The following is a 17,986-nucleotide window of genomic DNA, read 5'->3' on the forward strand; positions in this document are numbered from 1 at the left end:
TTCAACGACCATCCCTATTCTTCTTAAACTCTAAAAAGTATTGTAACGCCTCCGGATTTAATAATGAGCCTAGGTTTACCGCTTTATCGACAGGTGTGCCCATTAATATTTTCTTAATTGGTATTTCTAACTTCTTGCCGTTCAACGTTTTTGGCAGTTCTTCAACACGAAAAATGTCATTTGGAACATGACGCGGTGAACAGTTTTGGCGGATCGCTTGTTTTATACGTGTTTTTAAGTCATCAGAAAGTTGTACACCTTCTTTTAAAACGACGAATAACGGCATATATGATTGTTCACTTGTTATCGGGAGATCCACTACTAAACTTTCGACCACTTCTGGGATGCTTTCAAGGGCATTGTATATTTCGCTCGTTCCCATTCTAATTCCACCGCGATTAATCGTCGCATCTGAGCGTCCATATATAATACAGCTTCCTCTTGATGTCATTTTAATAAAGTCACCATGTCGCCAAATTCCAGGATATACATCAAAATAACTCTCTTTGTATCGCATTCCATTTTCATCGCCCCAAAAATAGATGGGCATCGATGGCATTGGTTCTGTAATTACGAGTTCACCGATCTCATCAACTACTTCTTCCCCTCGATCATTATACGCTTTAACAGAGGCGCCTAACGCGCATGCCTGTAATTCACCTGCATGAACAGGTAATAATGGCGTTCCGCCAACAAACGCTGTACATAAGTCGGTTCCACCGCTCGTAGAAAACAACCATACATCTTCTTTTACATTTTCATACACCCATTCAAATCCGCTAGGAGGAAGTGGTGAACCCGTCGAACCGATACTTTTTAAATGGGAGAGGTCGAAATGTTCTTTCGGTTTTACTTCTGCTTTCATACATGCCGTTAAAAAACTTGCACTCGTTCCGAGCGCTGTCATTTTTGTCGATTCCACAAACTTCCATAATGTATCATAGTTTGGATACCCTGGATTTCCGTCATATAATAAAATCGTTGAACCCGTTAGTAACCCGCTAACAACAACGTTCCACATCATCCATCCAGTCGTTGTATACCAGAAAAACCGGTCGCCTTTTTTTAAGTCCATTTGGAGGCTCAGGATCTTTAAATGCTCAAGTAAAATACCACCTTGGCTATGAACAATCGCTTTTGGCTTACCAGTTGTTCCGGATGAATATAAAATCCAAAGAGGATGATCAAAAGGAACAGGCTCAAATGTTAACGTTGCTCCCTTATATTTCGCTATAAGATCATTCCACAATGCAGCATTTTTTAATTCGTCTACATTAGGGTGTTCATGTAAGTAAGGAATGATAATCGTTTTTTGTAATGACGGAAGCTCTTCTTGGAGTGTTTTCACTAACTCTAGCCGATCATAATCCTTGCCGCCGTAGCGGTATCCATCAACAGCAAACAATACTTTCGGCTCGATTTGTTTAAAACGGTCAACGACACTCATGATTCCAAATTCTGGTGCACAGCTTGACCAAACTGCTCCAATGCTTGCACACGCCAAAAATGCCGTCAATGTTTCGTGAATATTGGAAGCATACGCTACGACACGATCGCCGCGTTTGACCCCCAACGACTTTAAATATTCGGCAATCGCAGCCGTATTCTTTTTCAGCTCATCCCAGGTTAATTTCCCTTGAGACCGGATCTCTGTTTCATATATAACTGCAATTTCTTCTGAAAGGTCATGTCGGAATATATGCTCGGCATAGTTTAAGGTTGCTCCTGAAAACCATCGCGCTCCCGGCATTTTTCTTTCCTCTAGAACCTCATCATAAGGTGTTTTCGCTTGGATATTAAAGAAGTGCCATAGTGACGACCAAAATCCTTCAATATCTGATACAGACCATTTCCATAATTGGTGGTACGTTTGAAAGGATAGCCCCCGCGTTTCTTCCAACCATGTCATGAATTGTTTAATATTCGAATTCTCTTGTAATTGTCGTGAAGGCTCCCACAATAACTTTCCTTCCACCTTTTCTAAAACCATTCCTACTCCCCCATACGATGATCTTTATTGATATCACCTTGATAAATGTACTGATGACGCACCTGCTTTCGATTCATTGGATCAGTATGTCAAAGGTTTAAAGGTTCATTGCAAGTTTCTTGAAGTTTTTGCACCAGAACGAATTTGCATTAAACAGGATATACACCATGTTTGCGTTCAGAAAACGTTATATACTTAGACATATATGCATCGAATCGTTTTATTAATTCGTTTCGAAGCTCATTCGGCGCAATAATACCGTCAATAACCATTTCGGAAGCAAGACGATAAATGTCAATGTCTTTTCGGTACTCTTCTCGTTTTTGTTCAATAAATGCTTTTCTTTCCTCTTCCGGTAACTCGGCGATTTTGTTCGCATAAACCGCATTCACCGCGGCTTCCGGTCCCATGACGGCAATTTGTGCGTGTGGAAACGCTAAGCAGCAATCAGGCTCAAATGCTGGTCCGGCCATCGCATAAAGACCAGCACCATATGCTTTGCGGACAATGACCGAAATTTTTGGAACAGTTGCTTCCGACATGGCAGAAATCATTTTTGCCCCGTGACGGATGATCCCCGCACGTTCGACTTTTGTACCAATCATAAATCCTGGAATATCCGCTAAGAATAGCAGCGGGATGTTAAACGCATCGCAAAGGGTGATAAATTTCGCCGCTTTATCCGCTGAGTCATGGAACAGCACTCCGCCTTTCATGCGCGGTTGGTTTGCGATGATGCCAATCGGCTGTCCGTTTAAACGGGCAAGACCGGTAATGAGTTCAGGAGCAAACAGCTTTTTAATTTCGCAGAAAGAGCCTTCATCGACTAAGCGTTCAATCAAGTCATACATATTAAAAGGAGCATTTTGGTTTAACGGAATAATTTCTTCCAGTGTTTTTTCGAAAGATTTTGGTAATTTCGGTTCTGCTACAGGCGGCTTTTCGCTGTAGTTTGCCGGGAAGTATGATAAATATTTGCGCGCAAAAGCAATCGCTTCTTCTTCCGTCTTCGCGAGAACATCGCCGCAACCAGAAACCGTGCAGTGCATTCGCGCTCCGCCCATCTCTTCAAGCGTTACTTTTTCGCCAATGACCATTTCCGCCATTCGCGGTGAACCAAGGTACATCGATGCATTGCCTTCGACCATGATCACGATGTCGCAAAATGCCGGGATATAGGCACCGCCTGCTGCCGACGGCCCGAATAACAAGCAAACTTGCGGTACTTTTCCAGAAAGTTTTACTTGATTATAGAAAATGCGTCCTGCGCCGCGGCGACCAGGGAACATCTCAATTTGATCCGTAATTCGCGCACCTGCTGAATCGACTAAATACAAAATGGGACAACGCAGTTTTTCCGCCGTTTCTTGAATGCGAATGATTTTTTCAACCGTCCTCGCACCCCAAGAACCCGCTTTTACGGTTGAATCGTTTGCCATTACGCAAACGGTTTGTCCATTGATTTTGCCAACGCCAGTAACAACGCCATCCGCTGGTAAACCATCCGCTAAACAGTTCGCAAAAAAAGCATCCTCGAACTCCAATCCTTCATCAAATAATAATTTTAAGCGGTCACGTACGAATAGCTTTCCTTGCTCTGCATTTTTTTTGTGATACTTCGGGGCGCCGCCTTGTTCGATTTTTTTTCTTTCTGCTTCTAGCTTTTCTGTCAATGATTGATTCTTGATTACTTCATTTGCGCTCATAATTGCTACCTCCTATTCCCCTTTGTAAACGGGCTTTCTTTTTTCTTTAAATGCTTGTAATCCTTCGAGACGATCTTTCGTCGGAATCGTCACTTCATAAGCCATTTGTTCAATCTTAAGCCCTGTATTTAAGTCGACTTCTAAACCGCGATTGATGGCCATTTTTGCTTGGGCAACGGCAATAGGCGCATTTTCGACAATTTGGTTTGCCATTTGTATAGCTTGATTCAACAATTGTTCTGACGGAACAACATATTCAACCAAACCAATCTTTTCAGCTTCAAAAGCCGAAATCCGCTTTGCGGTATAGATTAACTCTTTTGCTCGTCCTTTTCCAATCAATCGCGGGAGACGCTGCGTTCCTCCTGCCCCAGGAATAATCGCTAACGAAGTTTCTGTTAACCCCATTTTGGCCGTATCAGCAGCTATACGAATGTCACAAGCAAGAGCCAATTCTAATCCGCCGCCGAACGCTCCTCCATTGATGGCGCAAATAACCGGTTGTGGCAGCTGTTCAAACTCATTGATGACTTCTCGTATGAGAGATACGGTTTGGCGCACTTGCGTTTCGTTCATTTGCGCCCGTTCTTTTAAATCGGCTCCTGCACAAAATACTTTCTCTCCAGCTCCTGTGACAATCACACAACGTACGTTTCTATTAAATTTTAATTCTTGTTGGATCGCTCGCAACTCATGAAGCAGGTTTAAAGACAGCGCATTGGCCGCTTCAGGCCGGTTTAATGTAAGAATGGCAATCCCATGATCCAACGTAGAATAGAGCACCGATGCAGACATAGAAAAGCTCCCCCTCAGCTAAGTTGGCATTCAGACTTATTTAAAGTCTGTAAATAATGGCTATTTAGCTTACGCCCAATTTTGTCTTGAATGAAAAACGCTGCTTTTGTCAGTTCTTCCATCTGAACACCTGAAGAAATTCCCATCCCATCAAGCATGTATAATAAGTCGTCTGTTGCCAGGTTTCCGGATGCACCTGGGGCATAAGGACAACCGCCTAAACCGCCAAGCGAACTGTCAAATATTGCAATTCCCATTTCAAGCGACGCAAGGACATTGGCAAGCGCTGTGCCGCGCGTATTATGAAAATGCATCGCTAGCTTTTCTTTCGGAAATCGCTTTAACAATTCTGTCAATACTTCTTGTACTTGGCGAGGATTGGCTACTCCAATCGTATCGCCTAATGATAGCTCATCAATTCCCATTTCAAACAAGTTTTCCGAAACTTTTATCACCTGTTCAATCTGAACCGGTCCTTCATACGGGCAACCGAAAACGGTCGAGATGTAACCTCTCACCGTTTTACCGGCTTTTTTTGCTTCAACCACGACTTCTTTTAAGACCGGAAATGTTTCATCCATCGATTTATTAATGTTTTTACGGTTATGCGTTTCGCTGGCAGACATAAAAACGGCCACCTCGTCCACATTCGCCGCCAGCGCTCCCTCTAACCCTTTGCGATTCGGAACAAGTGCTGCATACGTAATCCCTGGTGCTTTCTCAATGTTTGATGCCACTTCAAGCGCATCCGCTAACTGAGGAATCCATTTTGGATTCACGAAAGATGTAATCTCAATATACGACAATCCTGTTTTGGACAATTGATTGATCCAAGCAATTTTATCTTCTGTTTTTATGAATGTTTTTTCATTTTGCAGTCCATCGCGGGGACCTACCTCTTTAATAGTGACTTGCTCCGGCCATTTGTTCATCGTTCTCTCCCCCTATTCAAGCTCGATTAATACATCTCCTTCGTTTACAAAGTCGCCCTCTTGTACTTTAATTTCTTTGACGATCCCCGATGTTTCTGCAGCAATTGGAATTTCCATCTTCATGGACTCTAAAATCACAACATCTTGTCCTTCTTCGACTTGTTCACCAACGCTAACTACAATTTTCCATACGTTACCTGCCATCGTTGCCATTACTTGACTCATACCATCCATTCCCCCATTCACCGTTTTGTATCATTTTTTAGCGGTTGTTTTTGTTAAATATTGATTCACAAAGTTTGTCGTTGTATTTCCTGCTTGAAATTCAGGATGAGAGAGAACTTCTTTCAACATCGGAATATTGGTTTTAATCCCTTCAACTTGATAGTGATCCAATGCATGTAACATATGTTGAATTGCTTCTTGGCGATTTTTCCCTTTTACAATTAACTTCGCAATCATTGGATCATAGAATGGCGTAACAGCTGATCCGCTCGTAACAGCCGTTTCGTTGCGAACATGCTCTCCATTAGGTGTTTCAAAAACCGTAATGGTGCCTGGAGACGGAAAAAATGTTTTAGGATCTTCGGCGTAAATCCGCACTTCAATCGCGTGACCGTCTCGTTTTATCTCGTCTTGTGAATACCGCAGAGCTTCTCCAGCAGCTATGCGCAATTGCTCTTCGACTAAGTCTAGTCCCGTAATTTCCTCCGTTACGGGGTGTTCTACTTGCAAACGTGTATTCATTTCAAGGAAGTAAAAGTTTTTTTGTTCATCAACAAGAAACTCGATGGTTCCGGCGTTTGTATAACCAATGTGCTTGGCAGCTTGAACAGCCGTTTCCCCCATTTTTTTACGCGTTTCTTCGTCTAAGAACGAAGATGGCGCTTCTTCAACGACTTTCTGATGACGGCGTTGAATCGAGCATTCTCTCTCCCATAAGTACAGACAATTTCCATGCTTGTCAGCTAAAATTTGAATCTCGATATGCCTTGGATTTTCAATGTATTTTTCCATATACATGGCGCCATCACCAAAGAAAGAGGCAGCACGTTTTTGATTGCCTTCAAACGCTTTTCTCAATTCTTCTTCGTTATGGACAACTTGCATGCCAATGCCGCCACCGCCAGCAGACGCTTTTAGCATAATGGGATAACCAATCTCGAGCGCCGTTTTTGCCGCTTCTTCCACATCCGCCAGCGGGAAGGAGATTCCCGGTACAACAGGAACTCCCGCTTCCGCCATTGTTTTTCGCGATTCGATTTTGCTTCCCATTCGTGCAATGACATCCGCTTTTGGGCCAATAAAAACAATTCCTTCTTCTTCACAACGACGGGTAAAGGCTGAATTTTCCGACAATAATCCGTATCCAGGATGAATCGCTTCCGCTTTTGTTTCTTTTGCCACTTCTATGATTTTTTCAATGTTTAAATAGCTTTCATTCACGCGCGGCTTTCCGATCAAATACGCCTCATCCGCGAGTTTTACATGCAAGGAGTCAGCATCTACTTCTGAATACACAGCAACGGTTTGAATTCCCAATTTCTTGCATGTGCGAATCACTCGCACAGCAATCTCGCCTCGGTTCGCGATTAATATTTTTGAAAACATATGGAGCACCTCCATGCCTTTAAACTAAATTTTGTTTCCGCTGTTCAATCCGTTCTCTCGCCTGTTCGCGCAGCTTAAACTTTTGTATTTTCCCTGACGCAGTCATCGGATAAGATGTTGTAAATTCGATATAACGCGGAATTTTATGGCGTGAGATTTTACCTTTGCAAAACTCGCGAATTTCTTCTGCCGTAGCCGTCTGACCTTCCTTCAAAATTACCCACGCCATCACTTCTTCACCGTACTTTTCATCCGGCACTCCGACTACTTGTACATCTAAAATTTTCGGATGTTTGTACAAAAATTCTTCGATTTCACGCGGATAAATATTTTCTCCGCCTCGAATGATCATATCTTTTAATCTGCCAGTAATGCGGCAGTAGCCGTTTTCATCCATGACGGCTAAATCTCCTGTATGCAGCCAGCCGTCTTCATCAATTGCTTCTTTTGTTGCATCAGGGTTGTTATAATATCCTTTCATGACATGATAACCGCGCGTACATAACTCCCCTTGAACACCGTACGGAACTTCTCGATCGGTTCCTGGTTCAACAATTTTCACTTCAACGTTTGGAAGAGCTCGGCCGACGGTTTCCACGCGCAATTCAATCGGATCATCGGTTCTTGTTTGCGTAATCACAGGAGATGATTCGGTTTGACCGTATGCGATTGTAATCTCTCTAGCCCCCATTTTTTCCATCACTGCTTTCATCACTTCAATTGGGCAATTAGAGCCAGCCATAATTCCCGTACGAAGCGAAGACAAATCATATTGATCGAAGTCTGGATCGTTTAACTCAGCAATAAACATGGTCGGCACTCCATGCAAGGCGGTGCACTTCTCATCTTGTACGGTCTGCAACACTTGTTTTGCATGAAACTCTTCAATCGGAAGCATCGTTGCTCCAACTGAGACGCAAGCAAGCGTACCGAGAACGCAGCCAAAGCAATGAAAGAACGGTACAGGAATGCATAAACGATCTTCTTTTGTTAACTTCATGCATTCCGCGATATTGCGGGCATTGTTTACGATGTTGTAGTGTGTTAACATGACTCCTTTCGGAAATCCCGTTGTGCCGGAAGTATATTGCATATTGATGACGTCATGCGGATCTAATGAGTTCATGCGTTCGTCCAGTTCTTCCTCCGATACTTCTTCCGCCATTTTCAAGAGGTCGCTCCACGAAAATGTTCCTGGATAGCGGTTTTCACCTAAAACGATGACATTGCGCAGATAAGGTAGCCGTTTGGACTTAAGTTTTCCTGGTTCACATTCTTTTAATTCTGGCGCAATTTCGTAAATCATATCGATATAGGAGGAATCACGGTATCGCTCCATGAGAATGAGCGTCGTAGAATCCGATTGTTTTAATAAATACTCCAGTTCAGCAGTACGATAGTTCGTATTGACGGTGACAAGCACCGCTCCCATTTTTCCGGTTGCAAATTGACAGGCTAGCCACTCTGGCTTATTCGTTGACCAAACAGCGATATGTTCTCCTGTGTTGATCCCAAGTTTCATCAATCCGCGGGCAACGACTCTGCAATAGTCGTCAAACTGCTTGTATGACATACGAAGTCCGCGGTCGGCATAGACGACCGCTTCATGCTCTGGATGCAATTTCGCTTTTTCCTCCAATAATTTTCCAACCGTAATATTTAATAAATCCGCCATATTTTTCCTCCTTCATAGTACAATTCAATCTATACTAAAAAACTATGCTTGGATGACGGAATTTAGCATCCTAATTGACGAGCAATGACAATTCGTTGCACCTCAGAGGTCCCTTCACCGATTTCCATTAGTTTTATATCACGGAGATGTCTTTCTACTTCATATTCCTTCATATAACCATAGCCGCCATGGATTTGAATCGCTTGATTGCAAATTTGGAACCCCATTTCAGAAGCAAATAATTTCGCAAAAGAGGCTTCTTTTGTAAATGGTTTGTTATTGTCTTTTAACCATGCTGCTTTATAAACCATGTTCCGAGCCAATTCAATTTGCATCGCCATATCCGCCAATTTGAATTGAATGGCTTGGAATTTTGAAATGGATTGACCAAATTGCATACGTTCTTTTGAATACTGCAATGCTTTTTCAAACGCAGCTTGAGCAATCCCGACCGCTAAAGCAGCAATGGAAATGCGGCCGCCGTCAAGCGTATATAAAAATTGCTTAAATCCTTTTTTCGGATCCCCTAATAAGTTTTCTTTCGGTACGCGCACATCTTCTAGAACAAGTTCGCATGTGTTCGACGCACGAACACCCATTTTGTCATAGTTGCAGTTAATCGTGAATCCAGGCGCATCTGTTGGAACAATAATGGCTGAAATGATATTTTTTCCGTTCTCGTCTTTCCCCGTTACCGCCGTTACAATCACTTGTCTTGCATAGCCCGCATTCGTAATCCAACATTTTTCCCCGTTAATAACATATTCGTCTCCATCCAACACCGCTCTTGTCCGAGTACCTCCTGCATCCGAGCCAGCATTCGGTTCAGTTAAGCCAAATGCTCCAAGCGTTTCTCCCTTTGCCATCGGGACCAGCCACTTTTGTTTTTGTTCTTCAGTGCCAAAATAATAAATCGGACTTGCTCCTAATGAGATGGCAGCTGCATAGCTAAGCCCTGTTCCACCGCATGCTCTTCCAATTTCCTCTACCGCAATCGCATATGAAATGGTGTCTCCGCCTGAGCCGCCATACTCTTCAGGAAACGGGATTCCAAGCAGTCCTAGCTCCCCCATCTTTTTAAACGTTTCAATTGGAAATGCCGCCGTTTCATCCCATTCCGCTGCATGTGGCTTAATTTCTTTTTCGGCAAAATCTCTTACCATTTCTTTAATCATTTGTTGTTCTTTCGTTAATTCAAAATTCATGTGTTTCTCCCCCTTTGTTTGAGTGAAAAATGGTATTTATACCGACTAGTCGGTTTTTTTCGACATCAGACCGACTAGTTGGTCTGTTATTTCGACAAATCCCAACAAAATTCAAAAGCTATTTTTTAAGAATGAGAGAAATTTTTTAAAAAGAATGCCGAAATCTCTTCTTTTTGTTTCGCTTGCTCCGTAAGTAAGGAATGCAAAATTAAATCCGTAAAAACTTTCGCTATTTCTTCAATGGTCATAGAGCCATGTGGCTTATACCATTTATACGTCCAGTTGATCATGCCGATAATCGACATACCGGTAATTTCGACAGGAAGTTCAGACCGAAATTCTCCTGCTTCAATTCCTTCACGAATGACTTGGAAAATGACTTGTTTAAACTGCTCACGCTTTTCATTAATTTTTTCGGAATACTCTGGTTTGAGGTAGGTGCTTTCTTGGTAAAAGACTGTGATATGAGGCTTGTATAGGTCAAATACTTTTACAAACGATTGTATAATGGCGCATAGTCGCTCCGTCGGAGTCTTATATTTTACATATGCTTCTTGAGCTTTATTTAGTACATACGTAATAAATACATCGTGGATATGATAAAGGAGTTCGTCTTTCGATTTAAAATTGTGGTAAAATCCCCCCTTTGAAGCGTTACATTCCGTCACAATGCGATCAACAGTGACACCATGATAACCATATCTCTCAAAAAGTTTTAGTGCCGTTTCGATAATTCTTTCTTTTAATTGCTTCTCTGCCATCATGAATCTCCTTTATTTTCATATTATCATAATTTTCTAAAAAGTGATACAATTTTTATATAAAAAATTCAATTTTTTATATATAATTTACAATGATTATAAAATACAGGAGGTTTATTATGTCAAATATATACTTCATTACTGGTTTTCCTGGTTTTATTGCCAGTTCCTTGACCAATCAGTTGATCCAACAGCATCATCCGAAAAAAATTTATTTTCTTGTTCTCGCCAATATGATCGAACAAGCTCGTCAAGAGATTGAAAGAATTTCAAAAACAACGAACTACCCAACAGATCAACTAATCCTTCTTGCTGGCGATATTACAAAATTCAACTTATCTTTAGACGAATCCATTACAAAAGAATTAAGCGAATCTGTTACTCATGTTTTTCATCTCGCTGCTGTCTATGATTTAGCCGTCCCCGAAAAACTTGCGCATCAAGTAAATGTCGAAGGCACTCGAAACGTCAATCAATGGCTCACATCACTCAATCGCCTCAAAAAGTATATTTATTTCAGCACAGCCTATGTTTCCGGAAAACGAAACGGGAATATTTTAGAAACGGAATTGGAAATGGGCCAATCCTTTAAAAATCATTATGAGAAGACAAAATATGAAGCAGAAGTGCTAGTACGCCAGGCGATGGAAACAATCCCTACCATCATTATTCGTCCGGGTATTGTAGTGGGACATTCAAAAACAGGAGAAACGATCAAATTTGATGGCCTTTATTTTATGCTGAACGTGTTTGAGCGTTTAAAATTTTTACCGTGGATTCCTTACTTAGGTGATGGAAACGTTCCTGGAAACTTTGTACCCGTTGATTACATCGTAAACGCGACTCTATATTTGGCACATCTTGAACAGGCGGTTGGAAAAACGTATCATTTGACAGACCCAGATCCCTATACGATGAGACAAATTTATCAAATGTTAATGAAAGAATACTTAAACCGAGAACCAAAAGGAACCATTCCCCTTTCATTAGCAAAATGGTTCTTCTCCATCCCGCTTATTCGAAAATGGTTGCATGTAGAAAAAGAGGCACTCGATTACTTTACGTATAACGTAAACTACGATTGTACAGAAGCGATAAAAGATTTAACAGGTTCAAATATTTCTTGCCCTGATTTCAAAGAAATCATTTCAACGATCGTTCGTTTTTATCATATGAATAAAAATGACTTAACCAAACAAGTGAAAATTCGATAGATAACAACTGTTTCTTCATTACGCCCCATCGGATGAAAATAACGCATCCTATTCTTTCGTTTAAATTTGAATGCACCTTACGAAAGACATGGTAAATCATCTTTATTTCTAACTAAAAGATATGGTATGATATGCATAGAAAGGGCATAATCATAAATAGACCGAAAGTGCGGCAACACTTCCGGTCTTTTGCAATAGCAGACTCAAAGGAGTCGGCCTATTGGTAAAATAGACCTCGTCCTAGAATTGGCGGTTCAAGGGAGGTCTATTTTTTATTCTTATAATTGAACGACAGTACCGCTATCACAAGCATCCCGAAAGAAATCATAAGAGAAAGGGACTCAAATACTGTCATTATGCTCACCCCCTTTTAAAAGGAAATAGGGGCAAGCCGACCACCCTTGAACTTCTGCTATTGATGATTGTATTATAACATTTTCCTTACCAGAATCTTGTCAAAAATTCTGCATGAGTATCTTCTTTTCCGCCTCCATTTATTTTCAAAACTATAACTTGGCAGTCGCAATGCCCTCTCCTAGATCCATTAGCTGTTGGGCATAAAGTTCGTTTTCAAGTATCACAATATTTGTGTTTAAAACTAGTTGTTTAATTATTCGATGTATAGCTTAAATATTCCTATTTGATAATGATAAAAAATTTTTTATCAATCCCTTGTTTAGATAAAATTGATCCGTGCATCGATTTTATTTAACAATCCATCTGCTTTTTCGTGTTATAACTCATGTTTGTAAGAAAATATTAATTCTTTTTGATGAACCTCTCCCACCTATACTTCAGGCGGGAGACTTCTCGGTGAACATGTTAAAATAGAAATACTCGGTGAAACCGATTATTTGGACGAGCAAGGATTCTTCAGTATTATGCAATAGGAAAGTGATCCTCTTCTATTAGCTAAAATACAGGACTGTAGTTTCCGTAAAGAAACAAAATGAATGTTGAGAGGCAAAAGCGATGTGGAAAAACAAAAATGTATGGATTTTATTAACAGGAGATTTTATTGCGGGTCTCGGCTTGTGGCTTGGCATCATTGGGAATTTAGAATTTATACAGGATAAAGTGCCATCAGACTTTTTAAAATCGATCATTTTAGCCTCCGGACCGCTGGCCGGTATTATAGTGGGCCCCTTAGCTGGGCGGATTACCGACCAAACGAACAAAAAAATGGTGATGTTAATAGCCGGATTTCTCCGGATTGTCAGCGTTATCTTTATGCTGATCGCGATCCAAACAGGCTCAGTCTGGTGGATGGTTATCTTTCTCATCTGTACCCATGTTTCCGCAGCCTTCTATTTCCCTGCTCTTCAAGCTGCGATTCCTCTTATAGTAGATGAAAAAGATTTACTACAGTTAAACGGTATCTATATGAATGTCTCTACTCTTTCGCGCATATTTGGAACTGCGGTTGCCGGCATTTTTTTAATCATTATGTCATTGTCTATGCTCTATGCCGTTTCATTAGTTGCCTATCTAGGATTGTTCATCCTCACTTGTTTTTTGAGCATCGACGAAACGAAAGAAAAACAAACGTCAAAAGAAGCGAATTCTGGCAAAACAGGCTTTAAAGAACTATTTCCTGTCATCAAAGGACTTCCGATCGTCTTTATGACCTTGTGGATGACGTTGATCCCCCTCCTATTCATCGGAGGATTCAATTTAATGGTCATCAACATCAGCGAGCTCCAAAACAGCTCTGCCATTAAAGGATGGCTCTATACAGCAGAAGGACTGGCCTTTATGATCGGTGCTTTTTTTGTCAAACAAATCAGACAAAAAATCTCATCTTATTCGATCTTATTTGCCTGCTCATTTATGATTGGTCTGTCACATCTTTTTCTCTATTTAGCTGACATTCCAATCATAGCTGTTTTCGCTTTTATTCTATTCGGCTTTTCGGTTGGGTGCTTCTTTCCAACAGCCGCTACTATTTTTCAAACAAAAGTGCCGAAAAGCTATCACGGCCGGTTCTTCTCATTCCGAAATATGCTAGATAGTCTTATCTTTCAAGTAATCTTGCTGATTACAGGCTTCCTTCTAGATTCAATCGGTCTACAGCTAATGAACGTCCTATTTGGCAGTCTGTCGATCGCTATGACTGCCGCCTTTTACGCTAAATACCGACAGCTGCGCGCAAACAGTCAGCAGAAGGAATAACCCTTGCATATAGATGAACTCTCATTCATATTACGGCATGAAAAACAACCAGATGATTAACTCATCTGGTTGTTTGATTATTCCTTTCTATACATCCTTTGCCCGCGAACCGTAAAATAAATAATGGTTCCAAATATGATAAATAAGAAGATTGGAAGTACATAAATTCCTAATCCACTCGCTTTTCCTAAAGCCACTTGAGCTGTTTGCCAGACACCGTATAACAAAAAATAAATGATTTGCGTTTGCAAAAAGCTCATACAAATCCGCCCATGAATATAAAGCCGCTGTTTTTGTTCTTCGGTCACACGATCCGGATCGTTAAACGCGTTCGGAATTTGACTTAACAAGGTAGTTAAGATAAAAATTCCTAATCCTACAAAGGGTAGCACAAGGATCGAACCTTTCCCACCAAATCCGTCCGGCTCTCCCTTAGAATTAAAATGGCGAGGAATGGTTTCAGGCAGCTCCGACCAAATAAGCGTGACATAAACAAACATCGCCACAAGCCCGAAAATCGATAACATTAGAAGAACCTTTTCTGATTTTGTTTTTTCTTTTATACTGGCCAGCAAAATCTCCCCCTCTCCACCCACCGATTTTAATCAAATATATAGTTCGCTAAATGAAAAGTCATTCCTCCTCAAAAGATAAGTTGATCGGTTCATCAAGAACATCATGGACTATTTCGAGGTTGGTAGTCGGCACACTTTTATCCACTTCCTCAAATTTAAATTGATCGACCCAAACATGTCCTTTTCCAGAGAGTAAAACACCAAAGGAAATAAAGGCGCTATTTTCCGGAACATCAAGAACGATGGAGTACAAGTTCCAATTCGTATCTTTCACAATGGGCCGATCGCTCATGTTATCGAATTGAAGAACATCATGCAGAGCGTTATCGACTCTCATCCATAAACCGCAAAAACCGTCCACATTTTTCGTTTTAATAAAAGCAGAAAGCTTTATTCGCTTCCCTAAAAATTTGTCTGCTTTGAACTGCTGCATCATTGTCGCGAATTCATCGGCTGATTCAACTGTTACAGACTTTAAATAGCCTGAACATTTTCCTTGATGGACTTCTTTCGTATCAATCCCCATTTCATAATTGAATGGATGGCTTCCGCTCAAAAACCATCCTTTTATTTTTTTCTGTTGTTTCATATTTTCCCCTCCATTTTTATTAATAATTGAGTTCATAATCCGGCGGTATTGTCCCGGCGGCATATGATAAACTTTCTTAAAAGCTCTTGTAAAAGATTCTTGCGTTCCAAATCGAAAATGATAAGCGATGTTAATGATGGACTCATCGGTATAAAGCAGCATGCTGGCAGCCCCAGCCAGCCTTCTCATTCGCACGTAATCGCCAACTGTCATTCCGGTTTCCTTCTGAAAAATTCTAAGAAAATGATACTTTGAGAAGCCTGCATAGGAAGCCACGTTTTCTAATGTAAGAGATTCGTGTAAGTGATCCTCAATATAACTAATGGCTTTCTGTAATATTTGTTGGTAATTCACCGTCCGCACCTCCTTTGCTTATAGAGTACTAAACATGAAAAAGGAAATCTTGACTTTTTTTGCTAAAAATATGAACCTCTCCCACCTACATGTTGTTTAGAGGTGGGAGTTTCTTACCAACTCCATCGAAGAAGCTTCAACGCAGAAGAAGGCTGTCTTCTCCTGCTCGATGAACTCATCGGAAGCCTTTTCGATCGATGAGTAAGCAACATCGGCTTTCCACCGATGGGGCGGAACAACCCATCTACTACTTCTTGCTTACGCAATCCGTAGATACGTCAGCTTGGTCGGCACCTTCCAAGGAATGATGTTTTGATGCACCGCCTTGCTTAAGATGTTTCGCGCACCATAAATATCCCGATGTTCTTCGTATCCACAGGAACAAGCAAAGATTCGGGTGGACACTTTTCTTCTCTTCTGGCAGACAGGGCATGTCTAACTTGTATACGCTTCCTCTACTTCCTTCAGGCGATGCCGTGCTGTGCCAATTTGTACGCAAGATATTGCTTCACTTTCCCGAACGACCAATTCGAGATCTTTTGCGCTTGTTTCCGGTTGGCCCGCTTTTTCTTTCTTGTGTTTCGCTGGACTCCCTCGACTTTTCCGATGTACACGTCCGATCCAGATTGAGCGAGGCACCAGTCGACAAACTGCTTCGTTGTTTTATGAAGCGCATCCCAAAGCTGCCGTTCTGATTTCGATAAGACATACCGTTTCGCCCGCTCGTACTTCTTCCATTGACGGGAACCTTTTTGACACTTGGATGGACAGCGCTGAATCTCGGCGAGTTTTTTATTCCGAAGCCGATGAAGAGAGCGCACTTTTCTTCCGGTGATGAGAAGGGCTTGGCCGTTTTCACAAAACGCTCCCATCGTATGAATTTCACCTAGGTCCACACCGACCGAACGCCCCGGTTGATAGGCTTTCGCTTCCCGGCTATCTTCATAAGTGACGGCCAAATACCAACCGTTATCGTAACAACATTCGATTTCTTTGATCATTCCTTGAGGTAAATTCGAAGCATAGGCGATGATAGGTTTTTCTCTCTTTCCATTATGGATGCCCATCGACAGTTCGGTTTTTCCATTTTCATACACTTTGAAACCGTCTTTCGCCCATTTTGTGTTGAAGTGCTTCTTTTTCCTGTAGGGATAACGAGCCTGGCGAAGTCCTTGTTAGATGGCTTTTTGAGCGGATTGTCGAGCGAAGACATATTTGTGGCATACCGCTTGAATGGACTGGCTGTGAAGATGGAACTTTCCTTTTGTTTGTTTTTGCAGTTCGTTTTTCGAGATCCATCGGCCATACTGAAGGAAGGATTCCTTCGCTAATCGGAGGCACTCATTCCAAACAAGAGCGGACTCACGATTGCAGGCATAGAGCCGCTTGAGATCCGTTTTCGATGCACGAAAGGACACTTTTTCCCACGGAGCATAGAGATTCCTTCTTTCATCAAATTTGTAATGAAAGTATTATAGCACATATGTTCGATTTTTGAAAAAAATTACCGATTCATCTTCCACCCACACTTCGCTTAGAGGTGGGAGACTTCTCGGTGAACATGTTAAAATAGAGTACATAATCCCACTTCCTAAGATTACAAATCAATGCAATATATCCCACTAAAGATTGCTTACAGTTCTCTTATACATTTTCGAATATCTGACGCCACACGAACAGGGTCATCTATCTCAAAAATCACATACTTATATTTTTCATGTCCTTCCAACTCAATGATTACTAGAGGGACTCTGTTTTCATAGGAAAGAAAATACCACTCATCAGCATATTTAAAGCTTCCCTCAAAAATATGAAGAGCAGAAATAGATGTTCCTGGCATCCGAAGCATCCATTGTGGAGCATCAAAATAATCAACATATACACTCTTTATGGTGTTATAAGGCATTTTTAACTTTAGTTTGAATGCAAAAAAACGTGCGACTCCAGTCAATTTCAAAATGACACCTTCATCATCAAACTGTACTTCTCTTCCCATCATCTTCCTCCTAATATACGCTATTTCAACATTCCAAAAATTAAAGATGTTTCATAATAAGATTTATGAACTCTCGTTGGGTTTCAGGATCATTTAATAATTTTTTATATTCACTTGTGAAAATGAGATGTTTTCTTATTTCATGATCGTTGATCATCTTTTTTAAGGTATCTTTATCTTTAGGGTAATAACTAGTAAACCACTGTTCTTTTCTTAATTGTTTTAATCTTCGTTTAACCATTACTCCATCCATGCCGAATAATGCAAAAATTTCAACTAAACTACCTAATAGTTCAAATAATACCTCCATTTCTCCTCCTCCCTCTATAAAATAACGATTTTCTCGTTTTTTCTTTGAATTTCTTCGATTTTCATGAACATAGACGTTTTGTAGACATCAGAAATAAGGAT

At 41.0% G+C, this 17,986-nt stretch carries 18 protein-coding genes; 2 read left to right on the forward strand and 16 right to left on the reverse strand.

The genetic code is table 11. The annotated features are described in order from the left end of the window. Position 1: 1 nt before the first annotated feature. From EDD69_RS13535 to EDD69_RS13575, 9 genes are all read right to left on the reverse strand, one after another. Positions 2-1,990, reverse strand: a complete 1,989-nt coding sequence (locus EDD69_RS13535) for an acetoacetate--CoA ligase (RefSeq protein ID WP_132949445.1) — start codon at positions 1,988-1,990, stop codon at positions 2-4. 149 nt (positions 1,991-2,139) lie between these two features. Beyond that, positions 2,140-3,696 (reverse strand): acyl-CoA carboxylase subunit beta, encoded by a 1,557-nt coding sequence (locus EDD69_RS13540; protein WP_132949446.1) that lies wholly within the window; start codon positions 3,694-3,696, stop codon positions 2,140-2,142. Between the two features lie 12 nt (positions 3,697-3,708). Next, the gene (locus tag EDD69_RS13545; RefSeq protein ID WP_132949447.1) at positions 3,709-4,491 is read right to left on the reverse strand and encodes an enoyl-CoA hydratase; all 783 of its coding nucleotides are present in this window, start codon (positions 4,489-4,491) and stop codon (positions 3,709-3,711) included. Positions 4,492-4,505: 14 nt separating this feature from the next. Next, a complete protein-coding gene (locus EDD69_RS13550) occupies positions 4,506-5,423 on the reverse strand; it encodes a hydroxymethylglutaryl-CoA lyase (RefSeq protein ID WP_132949448.1) in 918 nt (305 codons plus the stop codon). Positions 5,424-5,435: 12 nt separating this feature from the next. Next, positions 5,436-5,648 (reverse strand): acetyl-CoA carboxylase biotin carboxyl carrier protein subunit, encoded by a 213-nt coding sequence (locus tag EDD69_RS13555; protein ID WP_132949449.1) that lies wholly within the window; start codon positions 5,646-5,648, stop codon positions 5,436-5,438. A gap of 30 nt (positions 5,649-5,678) precedes the next feature. Next, positions 5,679-7,034 carry an acetyl-CoA carboxylase biotin carboxylase subunit gene (accC, locus tag EDD69_RS13560; protein WP_132949450.1) on the reverse strand — a complete coding sequence of 452 codons (1,356 nt, stop codon included), beginning with the start codon at positions 7,032-7,034 and terminating at the stop codon, positions 5,679-5,681. 19 nt (positions 7,035-7,053) lie between these two features. Next, positions 7,054-8,709: an AMP-binding protein gene (locus EDD69_RS13565; protein ID WP_132949451.1), complete on the reverse strand. Its 1,656-nt coding sequence runs from the start codon at positions 8,707-8,709 to the stop codon at positions 7,054-7,056. A gap of 62 nt (positions 8,710-8,771) precedes the next feature. Further along, complete coding sequence (locus EDD69_RS13570) at positions 8,772-9,914, reverse strand: acyl-CoA dehydrogenase (RefSeq protein WP_132949452.1); 1,143 nt, start codon at positions 9,912-9,914, stop codon at positions 8,772-8,774. Positions 9,915-10,039: 125 nt separating this feature from the next. After that, positions 10,040-10,675 carry a TetR/AcrR family transcriptional regulator gene (locus tag EDD69_RS13575; protein ID WP_132949453.1) on the reverse strand — a complete coding sequence of 212 codons (636 nt, stop codon included), beginning with the start codon at positions 10,673-10,675 and terminating at the stop codon, positions 10,040-10,042. Positions 10,676-10,794: 119 nt separating this feature from the next. On the opposite strand from EDD69_RS13575, the gene EDD69_RS13580 reads away from it, so the two are divergent. After that, a complete protein-coding gene (locus tag EDD69_RS13580) occupies positions 10,795-11,889 on the forward strand; it encodes an SDR family oxidoreductase (protein ID WP_132949454.1) in 1,095 nt (364 codons plus the stop codon). A gap of 265 nt (positions 11,890-12,154) precedes the next feature. On the opposite strand, the gene EDD69_RS15830 is transcribed toward EDD69_RS13580, so the two are convergent. Next, positions 12,155-12,244 (reverse strand): putative holin-like toxin, encoded by a 90-nt coding sequence (locus EDD69_RS15830; RefSeq protein ID WP_368857991.1) that lies wholly within the window; start codon positions 12,242-12,244, stop codon positions 12,155-12,157. 617 nt (positions 12,245-12,861) lie between these two features. On the opposite strand from EDD69_RS15830, the gene EDD69_RS13585 reads away from it, so the two are divergent. After that, the gene (locus EDD69_RS13585; RefSeq protein WP_132949455.1) at positions 12,862-14,061 is read left to right on the forward strand and encodes an MFS transporter; all 1,200 of its coding nucleotides are present in this window, start codon (positions 12,862-12,864) and stop codon (positions 14,059-14,061) included. Between the two features lie 77 nt (positions 14,062-14,138). Here the strand turns inward: EDD69_RS13585 and EDD69_RS13590 are convergent, their stop codons facing one another. The 6 genes from EDD69_RS13590 to EDD69_RS13610 form a co-directional block, all read right to left on the reverse strand. Next, positions 14,139-14,636: a DUF1648 domain-containing protein gene (locus EDD69_RS13590; RefSeq protein WP_132949456.1), complete on the reverse strand. Its 498-nt coding sequence runs from the start codon at positions 14,634-14,636 to the stop codon at positions 14,139-14,141. Positions 14,637-14,694: 58 nt separating this feature from the next. Next, on the reverse strand, positions 14,695-15,579 hold the full coding sequence (locus EDD69_RS13595; RefSeq protein WP_243643121.1) for a helix-turn-helix domain-containing protein: 885 nt from the start codon (positions 15,577-15,579) through the stop codon (positions 14,695-14,697). Between the two features lie 258 nt (positions 15,580-15,837). Further along, positions 15,838-15,984: a transposase gene (locus tag EDD69_RS15590; RefSeq protein WP_243643122.1), complete on the reverse strand. Its 147-nt coding sequence runs from the start codon at positions 15,982-15,984 to the stop codon at positions 15,838-15,840. A gap of 59 nt (positions 15,985-16,043) precedes the next feature. Beyond that, a complete protein-coding gene (locus tag EDD69_RS15595; protein ID WP_243643123.1) occupies positions 16,044-16,676 on the reverse strand; it encodes a transposase in 633 nt (210 codons plus the stop codon). Between the two features lie 536 nt (positions 16,677-17,212). Continuing rightward, entirely contained in the window at positions 17,213-17,575 is a 363-nt protein-coding gene (locus tag EDD69_RS13605; protein ID WP_132949458.1) for a hypothetical protein, read from the reverse strand. A 40-nt stretch (positions 17,576-17,615) separates the two neighbouring features. Further along, positions 17,616-17,885, reverse strand: a complete 270-nt coding sequence (locus EDD69_RS13610) for a hypothetical protein (RefSeq protein WP_132949459.1) — start codon at positions 17,883-17,885, stop codon at positions 17,616-17,618. Between the last annotated feature and the right edge of the window lie 101 nt (positions 17,886-17,986).

It is taken from the genome of Thermolongibacillus altinsuensis (genome assembly GCF_004341205.1).
Lineage (GTDB): Bacteria > Bacillota > Bacilli > Bacillales > Anoxybacillaceae > Thermolongibacillus > Thermolongibacillus altinsuensis.